This window comes from Neisseria sp. LACPHL-SPEC-2024-00856, assembly GCF_047915665.1.
Classification (GTDB): Bacteria; Pseudomonadota; Gammaproteobacteria; order Burkholderiales; family Neisseriaceae; genus Neisseria; species Neisseria polysaccharea.
Map to the genome: position 1 here is coordinate 40,414 of NZ_JBLRPR010000002.1, position 17,747 is coordinate 58,160.

General features: G+C 54.2%; 18 protein-coding genes and 1 tRNA gene. 10 read left to right on the forward strand and 9 right to left on the reverse strand.

Annotation, left to right across the window (positions count from 1 at the left end; all coding sequences use genetic code 11):
• Positions 1-16: 16 nt before the first annotated feature.
• The 8 genes from kdsB to mltG all read right to left on the reverse strand — a co-directional run bounded on the left by kdsB (position 17) and on the right by mltG (position 6,525).
• The gene (gene kdsB / locus ACNAU7_RS02325) at positions 17-778 is read right to left on the reverse strand and encodes a 3-deoxy-manno-octulosonate cytidylyltransferase (RefSeq protein ID WP_115155378.1); all 762 of its coding nucleotides are present in this window, start codon (positions 776-778) and stop codon (positions 17-19) included.
• Positions 775-957 carry a Trm112 family protein gene (locus tag ACNAU7_RS02330; RefSeq protein ID WP_002221286.1) on the reverse strand — a complete coding sequence of 61 codons (183 nt, stop codon included), beginning with the start codon at positions 955-957 and terminating at the stop codon, positions 775-777. The genes kdsB and ACNAU7_RS02330 overlap by 4 nt, the downstream gene beginning before the upstream one ends.
• Before the next feature lie 173 nt (positions 958-1,130).
• Positions 1,131-1,712, reverse strand: a complete 582-nt coding sequence (locus ACNAU7_RS02335; protein WP_416300341.1) for a DUF2059 domain-containing protein — start codon at positions 1,710-1,712, stop codon at positions 1,131-1,133.
• Between the two features lie 169 nt (positions 1,713-1,881).
• On the reverse strand, positions 1,882-2,952 hold the full coding sequence (gene lpxK / locus ACNAU7_RS02340; RefSeq protein WP_416300343.1) for a tetraacyldisaccharide 4'-kinase: 1,071 nt from the start codon (positions 2,950-2,952) through the stop codon (positions 1,882-1,884).
• A gap of 38 nt (positions 2,953-2,990) precedes the next feature.
• Positions 2,991-3,266 carry a hypothetical protein gene (locus ACNAU7_RS02345; protein WP_003713445.1) on the reverse strand — a complete coding sequence of 92 codons (276 nt, stop codon included), beginning with the start codon at positions 3,264-3,266 and terminating at the stop codon, positions 2,991-2,993.
• Between the two features lie 81 nt (positions 3,267-3,347).
• Positions 3,348-4,628, reverse strand: a complete 1,281-nt coding sequence (locus tag ACNAU7_RS02350; RefSeq protein ID WP_416300346.1) for a malic enzyme-like NAD(P)-binding protein — start codon at positions 4,626-4,628, stop codon at positions 3,348-3,350.
• A gap of 221 nt (positions 4,629-4,849) precedes the next feature.
• On the reverse strand, positions 4,850-5,470 hold the full coding sequence (gene tmk / locus ACNAU7_RS02355; protein WP_416300348.1) for a dTMP kinase: 621 nt from the start codon (positions 5,468-5,470) through the stop codon (positions 4,850-4,852).
• Positions 5,471-5,529: 59 nt separating this feature from the next.
• Positions 5,530-6,525: an endolytic transglycosylase MltG gene (gene mltG / locus ACNAU7_RS02360; RefSeq protein WP_416300350.1), complete on the reverse strand. Its 996-nt coding sequence runs from the start codon at positions 6,523-6,525 to the stop codon at positions 5,530-5,532.
• 83 nt (positions 6,526-6,608) lie between these two features.
• Between mltG and ampD the strand changes: the two genes are divergently transcribed.
• The 9 genes from ampD (at position 6,609) to ACNAU7_RS02405 (ending at position 16,787) form a co-directional block, all read left to right on the forward strand.
• The gene (gene ampD / locus ACNAU7_RS02365; protein ID WP_416300352.1) at positions 6,609-7,181 is read left to right on the forward strand and encodes a 1,6-anhydro-N-acetylmuramyl-L-alanine amidase AmpD; all 573 of its coding nucleotides are present in this window, start codon (positions 6,609-6,611) and stop codon (positions 7,179-7,181) included.
• 193 nt (positions 7,182-7,374) lie between these two features.
• Complete coding sequence (locus ACNAU7_RS02370; protein WP_416300356.1) at positions 7,375-8,661, forward strand: cell division protein ZipA C-terminal FtsZ-binding domain-containing protein; 1,287 nt, start codon at positions 7,375-7,377, stop codon at positions 8,659-8,661.
• A 147-nt stretch (positions 8,662-8,808) separates the two neighbouring features.
• Positions 8,809-11,334, forward strand: a complete 2,526-nt coding sequence (gene ligA / locus ACNAU7_RS02375; RefSeq protein ID WP_416300358.1) for an NAD-dependent DNA ligase LigA — start codon at positions 8,809-8,811, stop codon at positions 11,332-11,334.
• 56 nt (positions 11,335-11,390) lie between these two features.
• Positions 11,391-12,566 (forward strand): radical SAM family heme chaperone HemW, encoded by a 1,176-nt coding sequence (gene hemW, locus ACNAU7_RS02380; protein WP_416300360.1) that lies wholly within the window; start codon positions 11,391-11,393, stop codon positions 12,564-12,566.
• A gap of 200 nt (positions 12,567-12,766) precedes the next feature.
• Entirely contained in the window at positions 12,767-13,351 is a 585-nt protein-coding gene (locus ACNAU7_RS02385) for an opacity family porin (protein WP_416300362.1), read from the forward strand.
• Positions 13,352-13,498: 147 nt separating this feature from the next.
• Positions 13,499-13,888, forward strand: a complete 390-nt coding sequence (locus ACNAU7_RS02390) for a RidA family protein (RefSeq protein WP_416300364.1) — start codon at positions 13,499-13,501, stop codon at positions 13,886-13,888.
• A gap of 76 nt (positions 13,889-13,964) precedes the next feature.
• The gene (locus tag ACNAU7_RS02395) at positions 13,965-14,795 is read left to right on the forward strand and encodes a symmetrical bis(5'-nucleosyl)-tetraphosphatase (RefSeq protein WP_416300366.1); all 831 of its coding nucleotides are present in this window, start codon (positions 13,965-13,967) and stop codon (positions 14,793-14,795) included.
• Between the two features lie 14 nt (positions 14,796-14,809).
• Positions 14,810-16,267, forward strand: a complete 1,458-nt coding sequence (locus ACNAU7_RS02400) for a TrkH family potassium uptake protein (protein WP_416300368.1) — start codon at positions 14,810-14,812, stop codon at positions 16,265-16,267.
• Positions 16,268-16,373: 106 nt separating this feature from the next.
• Positions 16,374-16,787 carry a hypothetical protein gene (locus ACNAU7_RS02405; protein ID WP_416300370.1) on the forward strand — a complete coding sequence of 138 codons (414 nt, stop codon included), beginning with the start codon at positions 16,374-16,376 and terminating at the stop codon, positions 16,785-16,787.
• A 206-nt stretch (positions 16,788-16,993) separates the two neighbouring features.
• Here ACNAU7_RS02405 and ACNAU7_RS02410 read toward each other — a convergent pair.
• Positions 16,994-17,070 (reverse strand) — tRNA-Pro (locus ACNAU7_RS02410).
• Between the two features lie 210 nt (positions 17,071-17,280).
• On the opposite strand from ACNAU7_RS02410, the gene nudB reads away from it, so the two are divergent.
• Complete coding sequence (gene nudB / locus ACNAU7_RS02415) at positions 17,281-17,739, forward strand: dihydroneopterin triphosphate diphosphatase (protein ID WP_416300372.1); 459 nt, start codon at positions 17,281-17,283, stop codon at positions 17,737-17,739.
• The last annotated feature ends 8 nt before the right edge of the window (positions 17,740-17,747 follow it).

Genomic DNA, 17,747 nt, shown 5'->3' on the forward strand with positions numbered 1-17,747 from the left:
TCCCTTTGAACCTGTTTTATACGGTCTGAAATACGGCGCGGACCCTGTCCAAATCTTCCTGCGTATCCACACCGGCGGCGGGGGCTTCTTTGGCGGTTTCGACGGCAATGGGATAACCGTGCCACAGGACGCGCAGTTGTTCCAGCGATTCGATGGTTTCCAGCGGCGAGACGCTCATTTCGGCATAGCGTTGCAGGAAGCCGGCGCGGTAAGCGTAGATGCCGATATGGCGCAGGACGGCGGTTTCAGACGGCATTTCGCGTTTTCCGGCACGTATCGCATCACGCGGATAGGGAATCGGGGCGCGGCTGAAGTAGATGGCGTTGCGGTTTTTGTCGAGGACGACTTTGACGACGTTGGGGTTCATAAACTCGTCAAAATCGTGCAATTCGTGGGCGGCGGTCGCCATTTGGACGTTGTTTTCGACGAGTACTTCGGCGGTGCGGTCGATGAGTTCGGGGGCAATCAGCGGCTCGTCACCCTGTACGTTCACAACAATCAAATGCGGCGGCAGCTTCAGCGCGGCAGAGGCTTCGGCAAGGCGCGTCGTGCCGCTTTCGTGCCGGTTTGAAGTCATAACCGCTTCGATGCCGTGCACCTGACAGGCCGTCTGAATATCGGGATGGTCGGTGGCGACGACGACGCGCGCGGCTTTACTTTTTGCCGCCTGTTCGGCAACGCGCACGACCATCGGTTTGCCGTGGATGTCCGCCAAGGCTTTTCCGGGCAGGCGCGACGAATCCAGCCGCGCCGGAATCAATACGACAAATTCGGTCATGCTTTGAGTTCCTCTTCACTCAACGCTCGCGCTTCGTTTTCCAGCATATAGGGAATGCCGTCTTTAATCGGATAAGCCAGCTTCGCCTGACGGCTCCACAATTCCTGTTTGTCCTGATGATATTCCAGCCTGCCTTTGGTAACGGGGCAGACGAGGATGTCTAAGAATTTTTTTTCCATAGGGTCTCTTTCGAGTTTATAGTGGATTAAATTTAAATCAGGACAAGGCGACGAAGCCGCAGACAGTACAGATAGTACGGCAAGGCGAGGCAACGCCGTACTGGTTTAAATTTAATCCACTATAATAGTTTAATCAATCGGATGCCCTCTGCAATATTTCAGACGGCTATTATTTATTTCCGATGCCCTTTCCCAAGCTGTCCGGCCTGCTTGCAGCCTGCATCGGGATTTTTACCGCCGCAGATGATGCGCCGCAACTCTTCCGTAAACTCGGGCAGATGATGTTGCGCGATTTTCCCTGACAATGCAGTCCAAGATACCGCTATTTCACTCATCGATTTCTTGATTAAGCGCGGATTTTTGGCAACGACGGACTGACCGACAGGCGAACCGTAAAAGGCAATCATGCCGTCGATTTCTTCTTGCGTGTATATCTCACGGGCATTCTTCAATAAAGTATTGCGGACAGCCTGTTTCACTTCGGGCGTAATCAAATCTTTCAAAACATTCTCACGATAGAGGTTAAAGGCTTTTGCCGCCTGATCTTTTTTCTCTTCCGGCATTTCGGCAAGGGCTTTGTCCGCATACGGTTTAAATCCGGCATTAAAACCCTCGATCATATTTTTTTCTATATCCCGGTCAAAATTCTGCGTATCCAACCAACGCTCCAGCGACGCGTCGCTGGGCGGGGCGGCAAACGCACCGGCGCACAATGCCAAAGAGGCGAAAGGTAATAACAGGGTTTTCAGCTTCATATCCAATCCTTTAATAAATGATTAATGCAGATAAAAAAATACAACCGGCTTCCATTATTCCTGCGCAGGCGAGAATCCGGAAATTTGGGATTTCTGAAGTCCCCCAGGCATTCCTGAAAATTCGAGACTTAGATTCCCGCCTGCGCGGGAATGACGGCGTAGGGCGTTCTTATTCCAGTCCGTTATCACTTCGTCCAAACCGCGCTTTCAAACGGCCTTCGGCACCTTCCAACCGCTCCAGCACAAACTCTGCCAAATCAGGTTCGATTATCGCACAAACGGGCAGCACCCATATATGGTTCAAACCGATGCCGTCTGAAAACTTGACCGCATCCTTTTCTGTAATAATCACCGCGTCCGCATCGGGCAGATCTGCCGCCGAAATATCGGCGTGGTCGGGCAGCGCGACGGTTTGGTTCAAGGTGATGCCCATATGCCGCAACGAATCGAAAAACCGCGCCGGCTTGGCGATACCGGCGACTGCCGCAACGGCTTGGTTTCCCAAACCCGCCAAATCCAATTTTTCGGACGGCCGGTTCAAACGGTAAATTTGTCCCGTTTCGATACGGCTGTGGAACATATTTTCAGACGGCATAAACGACGCATCCGCCTTGCCGCCGCTGACGACGACCGCATCCGCCGAATCCAGCCGCGACAAAGGTTCGCGCAAACTGCCGTTGGGCAGCAGATCCAAATCGGTGCGCCCCGTATCCGCCGCCGGAAACACAACAATTTCCACATCGCGCCGCAGGGCGTAATGCTGCAAACCGTCGTCCGCCACAATCAGCCCGATGTCAGGGTGCGCCGCCAGCAACGCCCTTCCTGCCTCCGCACGACTGCCGCCAACCGCCGTCGGCGCGCCGGTTTTGCGGAACAGCAGCAAAGGCTCGTCGCCCGCATCTTCCGCACGGCTCTTCTCATTCAATACATGAACCGCCTTGCTCTTGCGCCCGTAGCCCCGGCTGATGATGCCGACCTTGACACCTTTTTCCTGCAAACCCGACACCAGCGCGGCAGCAATCGGCGTTTTCCCCGTCCCGCCCGCGTGGATATTGCCGACCACGACGACAGGCACGGACAGCTTTTCGCTTTGCCGTTTTCCCGACAAAAAATCCGCCCGCCGTTTTGCCGCAATTTTGGCAAACAGCCCGGAGAGCGGCTTGAGCAGAAAAGACAAAACCGGATAAGGTTTTTGCCAATGCCGTTCGATAAGGGTATGAAGTTTAAAATAATTCGGCATATTCGATACCAGTCCCCGAAGCAGAATCAGCCGGGGCATTAATAATGCGTACCCAATGCAGACCAACCCATAAACAAGACCGAACCGATAAGCAAACCAATCAGGTAAATAAGCAACTGCGCTTTACAGAAATTGGCACGGTTGGGGTTGCCGATGCCGAATGCCCAAACAAAAAGCATAATGATGTTGACCAAAGGAATCATGAAAACAATCATCGTCAACACCCACTGTCCTGTCGTCATAACGGGGGCGGTTTGTTTTGAAGTCTCGGGCATATCGCCGATATGATAACGGACAGTCTCCATCTCTTTCATTTTCCAGTATCTTTCATTTATCAATCTGACAGCAAAATACCGCCTGAAAACAGTTCAGACGGCATTTTAACCACAAACGGCTTACAGCTTCCATTCGCTCAGCTTGGCAGCGTAAGCTTCCAAATCTGCAATCGGACGGGTTGCCACGCCGCTTTCCATCGCTGCTTTGGCGGCAGCCGTAGCAACGCGCGGCAGCAGGCGGGAATCGAACGGAGTCGGAATCAGGTATTCCGCGCCGAATTCAAATTTCTTACCGTAAGCGGCAACCACTTCTTCGGTTACTTCTTCCATCGCCAAATCCGCCAAAGCATACACGCAGGAGCGTTTCATTTCTTCGTTGATGGTCGTCGCGCCGACATCCAACGCGCCACGGAAGATGAATGGGAAGCACAATACGTTGTTCACTTGGTTCGGGAAGTCTGAACGTCCGGTACCGATAACCACGTCCGGACGGGTTTCTTTTGCCAGCGGCGGCAGGATTTCCGGATTCGGGTTGGCCATAGCGAACACGATAGGTTTTTCGTTCATCGTATTCAACATTTCGGGGGTCAGCAGGTTCGCGCCGGAGAGTCCCAAGAAGATGTCTTTGCCTTTAACCGCATCGGCAAGCACGCGCTGGCCGTTGTCTTCAATGGCGTAGAACTGTTTGGACTCATCCATGCGGTCTTTGTCTTCACGGGTTTGGTAAATCACGCCTTTGGAGTCGCAGACGGTTACGTTTTCACATTTCAAGCCCAAATCCAGCAGTTGGTTCAAGCAGGCAATCGCGGCCGCGCCCGCGCCGGAACACACCAAAGTTGCTTCTTCGATTTTACGGCCGGTAAAACGCAGGGCGTTCAATACGGCGGCGGCGGTAATGATGGCCGTACCGTGCTGGTCGTCGTGGAACACGGGGATTTTGCAGCGTTTGCGTAATTCGCGTTCGATGTAGAAACACTCGGGTGCTTTGATGTCTTCGAGATTGATGCCGCCGAAAGTTGGCTCTAAAGCGGCGATGATGTCCACCAGTTTTTGCGGGTCTTTTTCATCGATTTCGATATCGAACACATCCACACCGGCGAATTTTTTGAACAATACGCCTTTGCCTTCCATCACGGGTTTGCCCGCCAGCGCGCCGATGTCGCCCAAGCCCAAAACGGCCGTACCGTTGGAAATAACGGCGACCAAGTTGCCTTTGGCGGTGTATTTGTAGGCAGTTTGCGGATCGGCATGGATTTCCATACAAGGAGCGGCTACGCCAGGAGAGTACGCCAACGCCAAATCTTTAGAAGTGGCCAGAGATTTGGTCGGGGTAACGGAAATTTTGCCCGGAACGGGTAATTCGTGGAACTTGAGGGCGGCTTCTTTCAATGAGTTTTCCATGTGTCAATCCTGTTGCGAGAAAAAGATTTGAATCGGACTGTCCGAAACGCTTTCGGGTCATCATGTTACGGGCGGTTCGTTAATATTGCCGACGCATCCTGCCTTGTAACCGAGCGTAATTCTATCATGCCGAAAGTTTGGCGCATACCGCCATTTTCACCTGCGGCACTGCCGTTTGATTTTCGGCGCGGGCGGATGCGCTTGTTTCAATATTTGCCGCATCAGCAGCCGAAATGTCCGTCCAACACTTTTTCTATGCTGTTTCTGACTTCATCCAAGTTGCGGTTACTGTCGATAACGGCGTACCGTTCGGGACAGGCGGCGGCTCGGTCGAGATAAACGCCGCGCACACGCATGAAGAAATCCGCCTGCTCCTGCTCGAACCGGTCTTTCTCGCGCGTCTGCCCGATACGCGCTATCGACACTTCCAGCGGCACATCCAACAGCAGGGTCAAATCGGGGCGCAAACCGCCCTGCACCCAATGTTCCAAAATTTCAATGTCTTCAGACGGCATCCCCCGCCCGCCGCCCTGATAGGCGAAGGTCGCATCGGTAAAACGATCGGACACGACGTGTATGCCGTCTGAAAACGCGGGCAATATCACGTCTTCAATATGCTGCATTCTGGCGGCGAACATCATCAGTGTTTCCGCACGCAAACCGGCTTTGGTTTCAGGGTTGAGCAGGATTTCGCGCAAGGCCTCACCGACCGGCGTTCCGCCCGGTTCGCGCGTGAACAGCACGGGCAGCCCCCTCCGTTCAAACCATGCCTTGATGACGGCAAGGTTGGTGGATTTTCCGGCTCCGTCTATGCCGTCCAAAGTGATGAATTGCGGTTTCATGCTTGCAGTTCCGGTAAGGGTATGCCGTCCGAAAACACAAACTTTTCAGACGGCATGGTTTATTTTTTCAAAATATATTTGCGGACGGCGGCATTGTGTTCGGTCAAATCATGGCTGAACTGGCTCAAGCCCGTGCCGTCCATTTTGGACACGAAATATAGGTATTTTTCACCGGACGGATGGGCGGCGGCATCAAGCGCGGCCTTGCCGGGCAGCGCAATCGGGGTTGGCGGCAGACCGCTGCGCGTATAGGTGTTGTACGGCGTGTCGCGGCGCAGGTCGGCTTTACGGATTTTGCCCTTGTATGCCGCACCCATGCCGTAAATCACGGATGGGTCGGTTTGCAGGCGCATACCGATTTTCAGGCGGTTGACGAAGACGGAAGCAACATGGTCGCGGTCGGCTTCATGCCCCGTTTCCTTTTCGATCAGGCTCGCCATAATCAGCATTTCATAAGGGTTTTTATAAGGCAGCCCGTCCTGCCTGCTTTCCCATGCCTCATTCAGGCGGCGTTGCATCGCCTTGTAGGCGGTTTGGTAAATCCGTAAATCGCTGCCGCCCGCATCGATTTCGTAGCTGTCGGGGAAAAACTGCCCTTCAGGATTGCCGCTGAAGGCATCGGGGGCAACTTCCGCCATCAGTTTTTCATTGCTCCAGCCTTTGGTGTCGTGTTCGATGTCGGGCGTTGCGTCGATGACTTTCCTCATATGCGAAAAACGCGAACCTTCGATAATCTGCACGGTAACGGAATCCGGCCTGCCGCCGCGCATTTTCTGCAAGATATCCCAAGCAGACACTTCCGAAGGCAATCTGTACGTCCCCGTATGCAGCCTGTTGTGCACACCCAAAACGTAGGCCGCCGCCGTCAAAACATGCCTGCTGAACACGATGCGGTCTTCGGCAAGTTTCCTGCCGACCGACGAAATACCCTGGTTTTTGGCAATTTTGATTCGGTATGCCCTGCCGTTATCTTTAGGGACAAAAAGCAGCGCGGCGAAAACGGCTGCCGATACGGTCAAAAAAACGGCAGTCCATTTCAACATTTTTTTCAACATGGTAGGATTCCCAGCATTCGGAATACGTCTTAAAATTCGGGCGACAGTATAACCCAAATTGCCCGCCGGACAGGAAGAACATCATGGACAATCACGCCGAAGCACACTGGCAAAACGGCTGGCTTCAAAGCATACGCCATACCCCGTCGCCCAATTTCAGCCCGAGGGAAACGGGGGAAACGGTTTCCCTTGTCGTGTTGCACAACATTTCGCTGCCGCCGTTCGAATACGGCACGGATGCGGTGGAAAAGCTGTTTGCCAACCGGCTCGACCCCGACGGACATCCGTTCTTCAGCCTGATACACACTTTGCGCGTATCCAGCCATTTTTTAATCAAACGCGGCGGAGAAACGGTACAGTTCGTTTCCTGCGACAATATGGCATACCATGCCGGCGTATCTTCATTCGGCGGCAGGGAAAAATGCAACGCATTTTCCATCGGCATCGAATTGGAAGGCTGCGATTTCGAACCCTTTACCGAAGCACAATACCGTTCGCTCGAAACGCTGTTGGCAGCCCTCTGCCGCCGCTACCCCATCACGGCGGTAACAGGACACCAAGACATCGCGCCCGGCCGCAAAACCGACCCCGGCCATTTTTTCGACTGGCGGCGGATACGGGGGAAAGGGTTTCCCGTGGACAGAAATGCCGTCTGAAAACCACAGATTTTAGACGGCATTTCGGAAAATTTCCGCTTATTTCGACACACTGCTGTCAGACCCTGCAATTTTCGTTATAATTCAAACGTTATAACCGGCCGTTCCGTCAGACTGCCGGAAACGCAAGCCCGATTTAACCGCAGTACCCGCACTTTGCGCATCCTGCATCCCGAAATTTAAAGTGATTGCCATGATTTACATCGTACTGTTCCTCGCCGCCGTCCTCGCCGTTGTCGCCTACAATATGTATCAGGAAAACCAATACCGCAAAAAAGTGCGCGACCAGTTCGGGCACTCCGACAAAGATGCCCTGCTCAACAGCAAAACCAGCCATGTCCGCGACGGCAAACCGTCCGGCGGGCCAGTCATGATGCCGAAACCCCAACCGGCGGTCAAAAAAATGGCAAAACCCCAAGACCCCGCCATGCGCAACCTGCAAGAACAGGATGCCGTCTACATCGCCAAGCAGAAACAGGCAAAAGCCTCCCCGTTCAAAACCGAAATCGAAACCGACTTGGAAGAAAGCGGCATTATCGGCAACTCCGCCCACACCGTTTCCGAACCCCAAACCGGACATTCCGCACCGAAACCTGCCGACGCGCCGGCAAAACCCATTCCTGTCCCGCAAACGCCGACAAAACCGCTGATTACGCTCAAAGAGCTGTCGAAGGTCGAGCTGCCCTGGTTTGACGTGCGCTTCGACTTCATCTCCTATATCGCGCTGACCGAAGCCAAAGAACTGCACGCACTGCCGCGCCTTTCCAACCGCTGCCGCTACCAGATTGTCGGCTGCACCATGGACGACCATTTCCAGATTGCCGAACCCATCCCGGGCATCCGCTATCAGGCATTTATCGTGGGTATTCAGGCAGTCAGCCGCAACGGACTTGCCTCGCAGGAAGAACTCTCCGCATTCAACCGCCAGGTGGACGCATTCGCACAAAGCATGGGCGGTCAGACGCTGCATACCGACCTTGCCGCCTTTATCGAAGTGGCTTCCGCACTGGACGCATTCTGCGCGCGCGTCGACCAGACCATCGCCATCCATTTGGTTTCCCCGACCAGCATCAGCGGCGTAGAACTGCGTTCCGCCGTAACGGGCGTGGGTTTCGTTTTGGAAGACGACGGCGCGTTCCACTATACCGACACGTCCGGTTCGACCATGTTCTCCATCTGCTCGCTCAACAACGAGCCGTTTACCAATGCCCTTTTGGACAACCAGTCCTACAAAGGCTTCAGTATGCTGCTCGACATCCCGCACTCTCCGGCAGGCGAAAAAACTTTTGACGACCTCTTTATGGATTTGGCGGTACGCCTGTCCGGCCAGTTGAACCTGAATCTGGTCAACGACAAAATGGAAGAAGTTTCGACCCAATGGCTCAAAGACGTACGCACTTATGTATTGGCGCGTCAGTCCGAGATGCTCAAAGTCGGTATCGAACCGGGCGGCAAAACCGCCCTGCGCCTGTTCTCCTAAAATCGAATGCAATCAAAGCGGATATGTCGTTACGGCATATCCGCTTTTTTTCGGGTAAAATTCAGCTGTTTTCAACCTATCATTTTTCAGACGACCTTTGCCCGTTTCATCCCGTATCAGACAAAGGTCGTCTGAAAACCTTCTCTCATGAATCCAAACTCAAAACATAACACTAACCTTACCAATCTTCTTAAACCGTCTGATAGTGATATAAAACAATTTGCCGCACAACACATCTGCCGCCTCACCGACCTCCTCAACCGCTACGCCTACGAATACTACACCCTCGACGCGCCCAGCGTACCCGATGCCGAATACGACCGCCTGTTCCGTGAACTCGAAGCCCTCGAGCTGAACCATCCCGAGCTCAAGCTGCCCGACAGCCCGACTCAGCGTGTCGGCGGCGAGCCTTTGGCGGAATTTGCCGAAGTACGCCACGAAGTGCCGATGCTGTCGCTGACCAACGCTTTTTCCCCGCAAGATGAAAACGGCGTGTTCGACCATGCCGAAATGTACGCCTTCGACCAACGCGTGCGCGACGGCTTGGACGGCGGCAATCCCGAATACGTTATCGAACCCAAATTCGACGGCCTCGCCATCAGCCTGCTCTACCGCGACGGCGTATTGGTACAGGCGGCAACGCGCGGCGACGGCACAACGGGCGAAGACGTTACCCAAAACGTCAAAACCGTCGCCAACATCCCCCTGCGGCTGCACGGCGAAAATACGCCCGAACTCATCGAAGTACGCGGCGAAGTGCTGATGCAAAAAGCCGATTTTGCCACCCTCAATAAAAGACAAGCCGAAAACGGGCAAAAACCCTTTGCCAACCCACGCAACGCCGCCGCCGGCAGCCTGCGCCAACTCGATTCACGCATCACTGCGCAACGCAAATTGCACTTTTTCCCCTACTCCGTCGCCCGTCAGCAAGGCGGTTTCGTCGCGGAAGAGCACATCCAAGAACTCGCCTATTTCCAAGAACTCGGCTTCAGTCTACCCAATGGCAATTTCGGCTGTTTCAAAAATATCGACGAAGTATTGGCGTTTTACGAACAAATGCAGCAAAAACGCCCCGAACTGCCCTACGAAATCGACGGCATGGTCGTCAAAGTCAACAGCTTGGCGCAACAACGCGAACTCGGCTTCATCTCCCGCGCGCCGCGTTGGGCGGTTGCCCACAAATTCCCTGCCGAAGAAGCCCTGACCATTGTCGAAGCGATTGACGTGCAAATCGGCAGGACGGGCGCGGTAACGCCGGTTGCCCGATTACAACCCGTATTCGTCGGTGGCGTAACTGTTACCAACGCCACCCTGCACAATCAGGACGAAGTATCGCGCAAAGACGTTCGCGTCGGCGATACCGTCGTCGTGCGCCGCGCCGGAGACGTAATTCCCGAAGTCGTGCGTGTGATTTTTGAACGCCGCCCGATGCAGGAAACCGCCGTTGCTGTTTCAGACGGCATCGGGCATCGGCAGGACGATTTGTTTGCCGAAGCACCGGCTGCAAACCAAACCCAATCCGTTCCGCTCTACAAGCCCTACCGCCTGCCGACCCACTGCCCCATCTGCCGCAGCGAAATCGAACGCGAAGAAGGCGAAGCCGTCGCCCGATGCAGCGGCGGTATGCTTTGTCAGGCACAACGCGCGCAAGGCTTAATCCACTTCGCCTCGCGCAAAGCCATGGACATCGACGGCTTGGGTGAAAAACAAATCGAACAGCTTGTCGCCCAAGACCTCGTCCGCCACTTCGCCGACCTCTACCGCCTCGATATTCCGACCCTGCAAAAAATGAAGGAAACGGCGGACAAAACCGTTGCCGAATCGGATCAAATGCCGTCTGAAGGCAGTTCGGTCGGCGCGTCGGGCAAACATAAAAAACAACCGACCAAGTGGGCGGAAAACATCCTCGCAGGCATAGAATCCGGCAAAACACCCGAACTCGCGCGCTTCCTGTTCGCGCTCGGCATCCGCCACGTCGGCGAACGCACCGCCAAAACGCTGGCACAGGCATTCGGCACATTGGAACGCGTCCGCCGCGCCCCCGAACCCGTCCTCGCCTGCCTGCCCGACATCGGCACGGTAGTGGCGCATTCCATTGCCCACTTCTTCGCCCAAGCCGAACAGCAGGCGATGATAGACGAACTACTCGCCGCAGGCGTTGCCCCGCAAACCCAAGCCGTTACCATACCGCCCGCCTGCCACGCCGAGCCGCAACGCTGGATCGCCCGCCTGCCCGGTTTCAAAATCAGCGAAAACAAAGCCCAAGCCTTATGGGAACTTGCCGGTCAAAGTATAGAAGGGCTGCAAACCGACAAAGCTCTTCCCACCGACTGGCAGGCGTGGCGCAGCGAACCACAAAACGCCGCCCTGCTCGAAAACCTGAAAACCTTCTTCACGCAAATGCCGTCTGAAGACGAAGCGGTGCAGCGTTCAGACGGCATCAATAAAGCTGTAGCGGGCAAAACCTTCGTGTTAACCGGCACGCTGCCCACGCTTAAACGTGAACAAGCCCAAGCCCTAATCGAAGCCGCAGGCGGCAAAGTTTCCGGCAGTGTGTCCAAAAAAACCGACTACGTCGTCGCCGGAGAAGCCGCGGGCAGCAAGCTGGAAAAAGCCAATGCCTTGGGTGTTTCCGTCCTCAGCGAAGCCGACCTGCTTACCCTGCTCGGCTGAACCTATGCCGTCTGAACCGCCTTCAGACGGCATTGTCTACTTTTCCGAACCGCACCATGCACACCATTTCCTTTCCAAACCGCACCCGACTCACCGCCCTGCCTCCCCTGTCGCTCTACATCCACATCCCGTGGTGCATCAAAAAATGCCCGTATTGCGACTTCAATTCCCACAGCCTGAAAAACGGATTGCCCGAAGCCGCCTATATCGACGCGCTGCTGACCGACTTGCAGCTTGAATTGCCCAATATTTGGGGTAGGCCGGTGGAAACGATATTTTTCGGCGGCGGTACGCCCAGCCTGTTTCAGGCGGAATCGATCGACCGTTTGTTAAGCGGCGTACGCTCGCTGTTGCGCTTGCAGCCGGAAGCGGAAATTACGTTGGAAGCCAATCCGGGTACGTTTGAAATCGAAAAGTTTCAAGGATTTAAAGACGCGGGTATTACGCGGCTTTCTATTGGTGTACAAAGTTTCAACGACGATATGCTCTCAAGGCTGGGGCGCGTCCACAACGGCAAAGAAGCCTTAACCGCCATAGCTACCGCCCTGAAATTATTTGATAAAGTCAATATCGACTTGATGTACGCCCTGCCGAACCAAACCGTTCAGACGGCCTTAAACGACGTACAAACCGCCATCGCCACGGGCGCGGCCCACATCAGCGCGTATCATCTGACGATGGAACCGAACACGCCGTTCGGTCATACGCCGCCGAAAGGTTTGCCGCAAGACGAAGCCGCCCTCGACATCGAAGACGCGGTACACGGCACGCTGGAAGGCGCGGGTTTTGTCCACTACGAAACATCGGCTTTTGCAAAACCCACCATGCAGTGCCGCCACAATTTAAACTACTGGCAGTTCGGCGATTATTTGGGCATAGGCGCGGGCGCGCACGGTAAAATTTCCTACCCCGACCGCATCGAGCGCACCGTCCGCCGCCGCCATCCCAACGACTACCTCGCCCTGATGCAAAACCGGCCGAGCGAAGCCGTCGAACGCAAAACCGTCGCCGCCGAAGATTTGCCGTTCGAATTCATGATGAACGCCCTGCGCCTGACCGACGGCGTACCCGCCGCGATGTTGCATGAGCGCACGGGCGTACCCGCCGCCAAAATCATGGCGCAAATCGAAACAGCAAGGCAAAAAGGCCTGCTGGAAACCGACCCGACCGTGTTCCGCCCGACCGAACGGGGACGGTTGTTTTTAAACGATTTGTTGCAATGCTTTTTATAAATCTTTGTATTGCTGCGGCAGATGGTTTTCAGACGGCCTCCAAGACGTTCCGCGCCTTTTATTGCCGTATTGAGGTTCCTCAGTCATGCCAAACCATCCAAACATTGTTTAAACCGTCATAACACAATACAATTGCCCGTCGGCGGTTGCAAGCCGTTTGACTACTAATCATTTTCTATCCAATTATTGAGGATGACATTATGAAAAAAGTTCTGGCTACCTTAGTTGCCCTTTCCCTTCCCGCTGTCGCATTGGCAGACGAACACCGTGGATTTTATATCCAAGGCGATGTCGGCCATACTTCGGTAAAAGCCAAGATTTACGACGAAAGCGAGACGGCAAAAAGCTTCAGCCCGCGCCTGTCTGCCGGATATGATTTCGGCGATTTCCGTGTGGCAGCCGACTATACCCACTACAAATCCCACAAAGAAAGCGGCAGAATCAGCACCTCCACCACTTATGACGCGAAAGCCAAAATCCAAAGCGTCGGCGTTTCCGCCATTTATGATTTCGACTTAAACTCCCCGGTTAAACCTTATGTCGGCGCACGCGTAGGCCTCAACCACGTATCATTTGACACAAAGGAATACGGCAGTTCAAGCTCCATCGAACATTATGAAACCCGCAAAACCAAAACTGGCTTGGGCGTGATGACAGGCATCGGTTACGACATCAATCAAAACATCGCCCTGGATGCAGGCTACCGCTACAACTACTGGGGCAAATTTGACGACGTGAAAGTACACTCTCACGAAGTGTCCGCCGGCGTACGCGTCAAATTCTAATATACGTGTTATTCCGCAAACCGCCGAGCCTTCGGCGGTTTTGTTTTCAACATCTATGCCGTCTGAAACTACACAAGCAGACGGTTTTGTACGATAATCCGCAACACCGCGTTCCCCTTTCACACGCATCCGTTTCAGGAGAAAATCATGGCCAAAACCATCATCCACACCGACAAAGCCCCTGCCGCCATCGGCGCATACAGCCAAGCCGTGCGCGCGGGCGACACCGTTTACATGAGTGGTCAGATTCCGCTCGATCCCGCCACGATGACCGTTGTCGGCAACGGCGATTTCCGCGCCGAAGCGCGCCAGGTCTTTAAAAACCTGCAGGCCGTCGCCGAAGCTGCAGGCGGCACGCTGGCCGACATCGTCAAGCTCAACGCCTATCTGACCGACTTGGGCAATTTCGCCGTCTTCAACGAAGTGATGGCAGAGTTCATCCAAGAACCCTTCCCCGCCCGCGCCGCCGTCGGCGTTGCCTCCCTGCCAAAAGGCGTGCAGGTCGAAGCCGAAGCCGTCCTCGTTTTGAACGCATAATTCCACGTTCGGACGGCATAAGATTTCCAACCGTGCCGTCCGAACCGCAACACTTTCCCACTTCACAACACCCGCAATGGCACATTACGCAATCGGCGACATACAAGGCTGCTTCGACGAACTGACCGCGCTGCTCGGCAAAATCGGCTTCAACCACGGCACGGATACCCTCTGGCTGACGGGCGACATCGTCAACCGCGGCCCAAAATCCCTCGAAGTGCTGCAATTTTGCATGGAACACGAAAACAGCGTGCAAATCGTCCTCGGCAACCACGACCTGCACCTGCTCGCCGTCGGCTGCGGCGAAGGCGCGCCCAAACGCAGCGACACAATCGAACCCATACTCAAACACCCCGACGGCAGAAAAATGCTCGACTGGCTGCGCGCGCAACCGCTGTTGATACGCGAGGGCAGCCGCGTGATGGTACACGCCGGCATCCTGCCGCAATGGCGCATAGCCAAAGCCGAATCGCTCGCCGGAGAAGCCGAAGCCGAACTGCGCAGCAAAAAATACGTCAAATTCTTTTCCAAAATGTACGGCAACAAACCGGCCGCGTGGGACGAAGGTTTGGAAGGCTATGCCCGCCTGCGCTTCATCGTCAACGCCTTCACGCGGATGCGCGCTCTGACCTTTAAAAACGAACTGGATTTCGACTACAAATCCACAGTGAAAAAAATGCCGCTTTACCTGCGCCCGTGGTTCAAAGCCCCCGACCGGCAAAACCTCGACCACACCATCATCTTCGGACACTGGTCTTCCTTGGGCTACACGAATGCCGACAACGTCATCTCGCTGGACACCGGCGCGCTGTGGGGCGGACAGCTGACCGCCGTCAATCTCGAAACGGAAGAAATTACCCAAGTCCAAGCCGCCAACGGCATAGACTGGAAAAGCTTCGCAAAATAACGGACCGCCCCACTATGCACAAAATCCTGCCCATCGCCCACGTCCTCTCCCGACTGGGTATGCTGTTTTCCTTTATCCTGCTGATACCCGCCGCCCTCTCCTACGCCTTTTCGGACGGCGCGTACACCGCCTTCGCCACCACCGCGACCGTTACCCTTTCCGGCTCGTGCATCGTCCGGCTCGCCACCCTCCGGTTCAGGCGCGAACTGCGCCCGCGCGACGGCTTCACCCTCGTCCTGATGTTGTGGCTGGCGTTTGCCGCTATGGCTGCGATGCCGATGTACCTGTATTTCCCGAATATGGGCTTTACCGACGCATTTTTTGAATCGATGTCGGGACTGACCACCACCGGCGCGACCGTCATCCCCCACGTCGACGGACTCGCCCCCTCCGTCAACTTTTGGCGGCATATGCTCAACTGGCTGGGCGGGATGGGCATCATCGTCCTTGCCGTCGCCATCCTGCCTATGCTCGGCGTAGGCGGCACGCAGTTATTCAAAGCCGAAATCCCCGGCATTGACAAAGAAAGCAAAATGTCGCCGCGCATTTCCCAAGTGGCGAAAAAACTCTGGTTCGGCTACACCCTGATCACCATCCTCGCGACAGCCTGCCTGCATTTTGCCGGGATGGGCTGGTTCGATGCCGTCTGTCACGCAATGGCGACCCTCTCGCTGGGCGGGTTTTCCACCCACGATGCCAGCATAGCTTATTACAACTCCCCCCTCATCGAGGTGGTCATCATCGTTTTCACTATTTTCGGCGGCATCAATTTTGCCAGCCATTTCGCCGCCCTCAACAGCCGCAGCCTCAAAACCTATTGGAAAGACGAAGAATGCCGGACGATGCTGCTGCTGCTCTCCGGCAGCATCCTTGCCGCCGCCCTGTACCTGTGGCACACCGGCCATTACGCCGGTTTTACCGAATCCCTGCGCTACACCGCCTTCAACTTCGTCTCCATCGGATTGGCAAACGGGCTGTCCAACACCGACTTCGCACAATGGCCGCTCCTGATTTCCCTGTGGATGTTTTTCCTCGCCAACATCCTCGCCAGCTCCGGCTCGACCGGCGGCGGCATCAAAACCATACGCGCCCTCGTCCTGTTCAAATTCAGCCTGCGCGAAATGATGGTGCTGCTGCACCCCAAAGCCGTCCGCACCGTCAAAATCAGCGGCAAGGCCATACCCGACCGCCTCGCGCTGACCGTTATGTCCTTCATCTTCATCTACTTTATGACCGTCGTCCTCTTCAGCTTCCTGCTGATGGCGAGCGGTATGGAATTTACCACCGCCTTCACCGCCGTCATCGCCTGCATTACCAATTCCGGCCCTGGCCTGGGCGAAGTCGGGCCCGCCGGCAATTACGCGGGTTTGGACGTGATACAGAAATGGATTTGCGTTACCGCAATGCTCTTGGGCAGGCTGGAAATCTTTACCGTCTTCATCCTCTTCACCCCTGCCTACTGGAAGAAATAAAAAATGCCGTCTGAAAACTTTTCAGACGGCATTTCAAGAAAGTTTGTACATGTAGAAACAGGTGGTATGTTGAAATGGGATATTTGGAACGGAAGAAGTAAAAGATATGAAAAAATTAGATGACAAAGAACAAGCAATGTATATTGCGAAAAAATTTCAAAAAAGAATGTTAATTCCTAAGATTTTTTTTATTTCCGTAGCCTGTATACTTGGTGCGGCAACTCTCCAAGAAATTGTTACAAACAATAATTTCTTAAAGAAAGATATTTTTCTTATTATATTTACTATATATTGGGTTGTTGGATTACTTTTTTGTATTATTTATATTCCGATTGCCAGCATATGTCCATATTGCCATTCTTTTCAAAAATTTAATGGCAAATCATTTGAGATTGATGCTAATAATTTAACTTATTCAAGAGGAATTTCTCCATTTAATAAAGATTATTGCACCGAGTGTAAAGCACCACTATCACCCAAGGCCGTGGAACATATGTATTCCAAAATAGCTGATGAGTAAGTATTAACAAGCACAGTCTGTGCAACTAGCAAGCCATAACCCATATGAAACCTAAACCCAACAAGCAGCATGTGTGCGGAACGCACGTATGCGGTTCTCAAAGTTTGAGCTAAGAGACTGTCTTAAACAATAAATACGGTTTCAAACGACCTTTCTTTATATAGACAAAAAAGCAGCCGTTTCAAAAACGGCTGCCTTATATTTTTTGGTCGGAGTGAAAGGATTCGAACCTTCGACCCCTTGCACCCCATGCAAGTGCGCTACCAGACTGCGCCACACTCCGACTCGATAAGTTGCGGATTATAGTTTCCGCCCGACGCTTTGGCAAGCATTAAAATCACAACCGCCCTTATCTTTTTGACACAACGGAAAATTTACCGGCAAACACCGGCGCGTCCCATCCGTGCAGAAAAAAGGATACGGAAAAGGATAAACGCCATAACGTGCGGCGTTTGCTATAATCCGCCCCTTCATTACCGCAGCCCGCCGAAAGATGCCGATGGCAAAACCGCTCAAATATCCCGTCTCCGCACTGGTCGTCCTTTATAGTGGGGACGGCGGCATCCTGCTCATCGAACGCACGCATCCGAAAGGATTTTGGCAGTCTGTAACCGGCAGCCTCGAACCGGGCGAAACCGTCGCCCAAACGGCAAGGCGCGAAGTTTGGGAAGAAACCGGCATCCTGCTGGCGGACGGGCAGCTTCAAGACTGGCACGACAGCACGGTTTACGAAATCTACCACCACTGGCGGCACCGCTATCCAAAAGGCGTGTTTGAAAACCGCGAACACCTCTTCTCTGCCGAAATCCCGCGCGATACGCCCGTCGTCCTGCAACCCGAGGAACACGTCTCCTACGGCTGGTTCGGCTTGGAAGAAGCGGCGGAAAAAGTGTTTTCCCCGTCTAACAGGCGCGCAATTTTGGAACTGGGCAGGTTTTTGAGCAAACGGTAATACGCGCC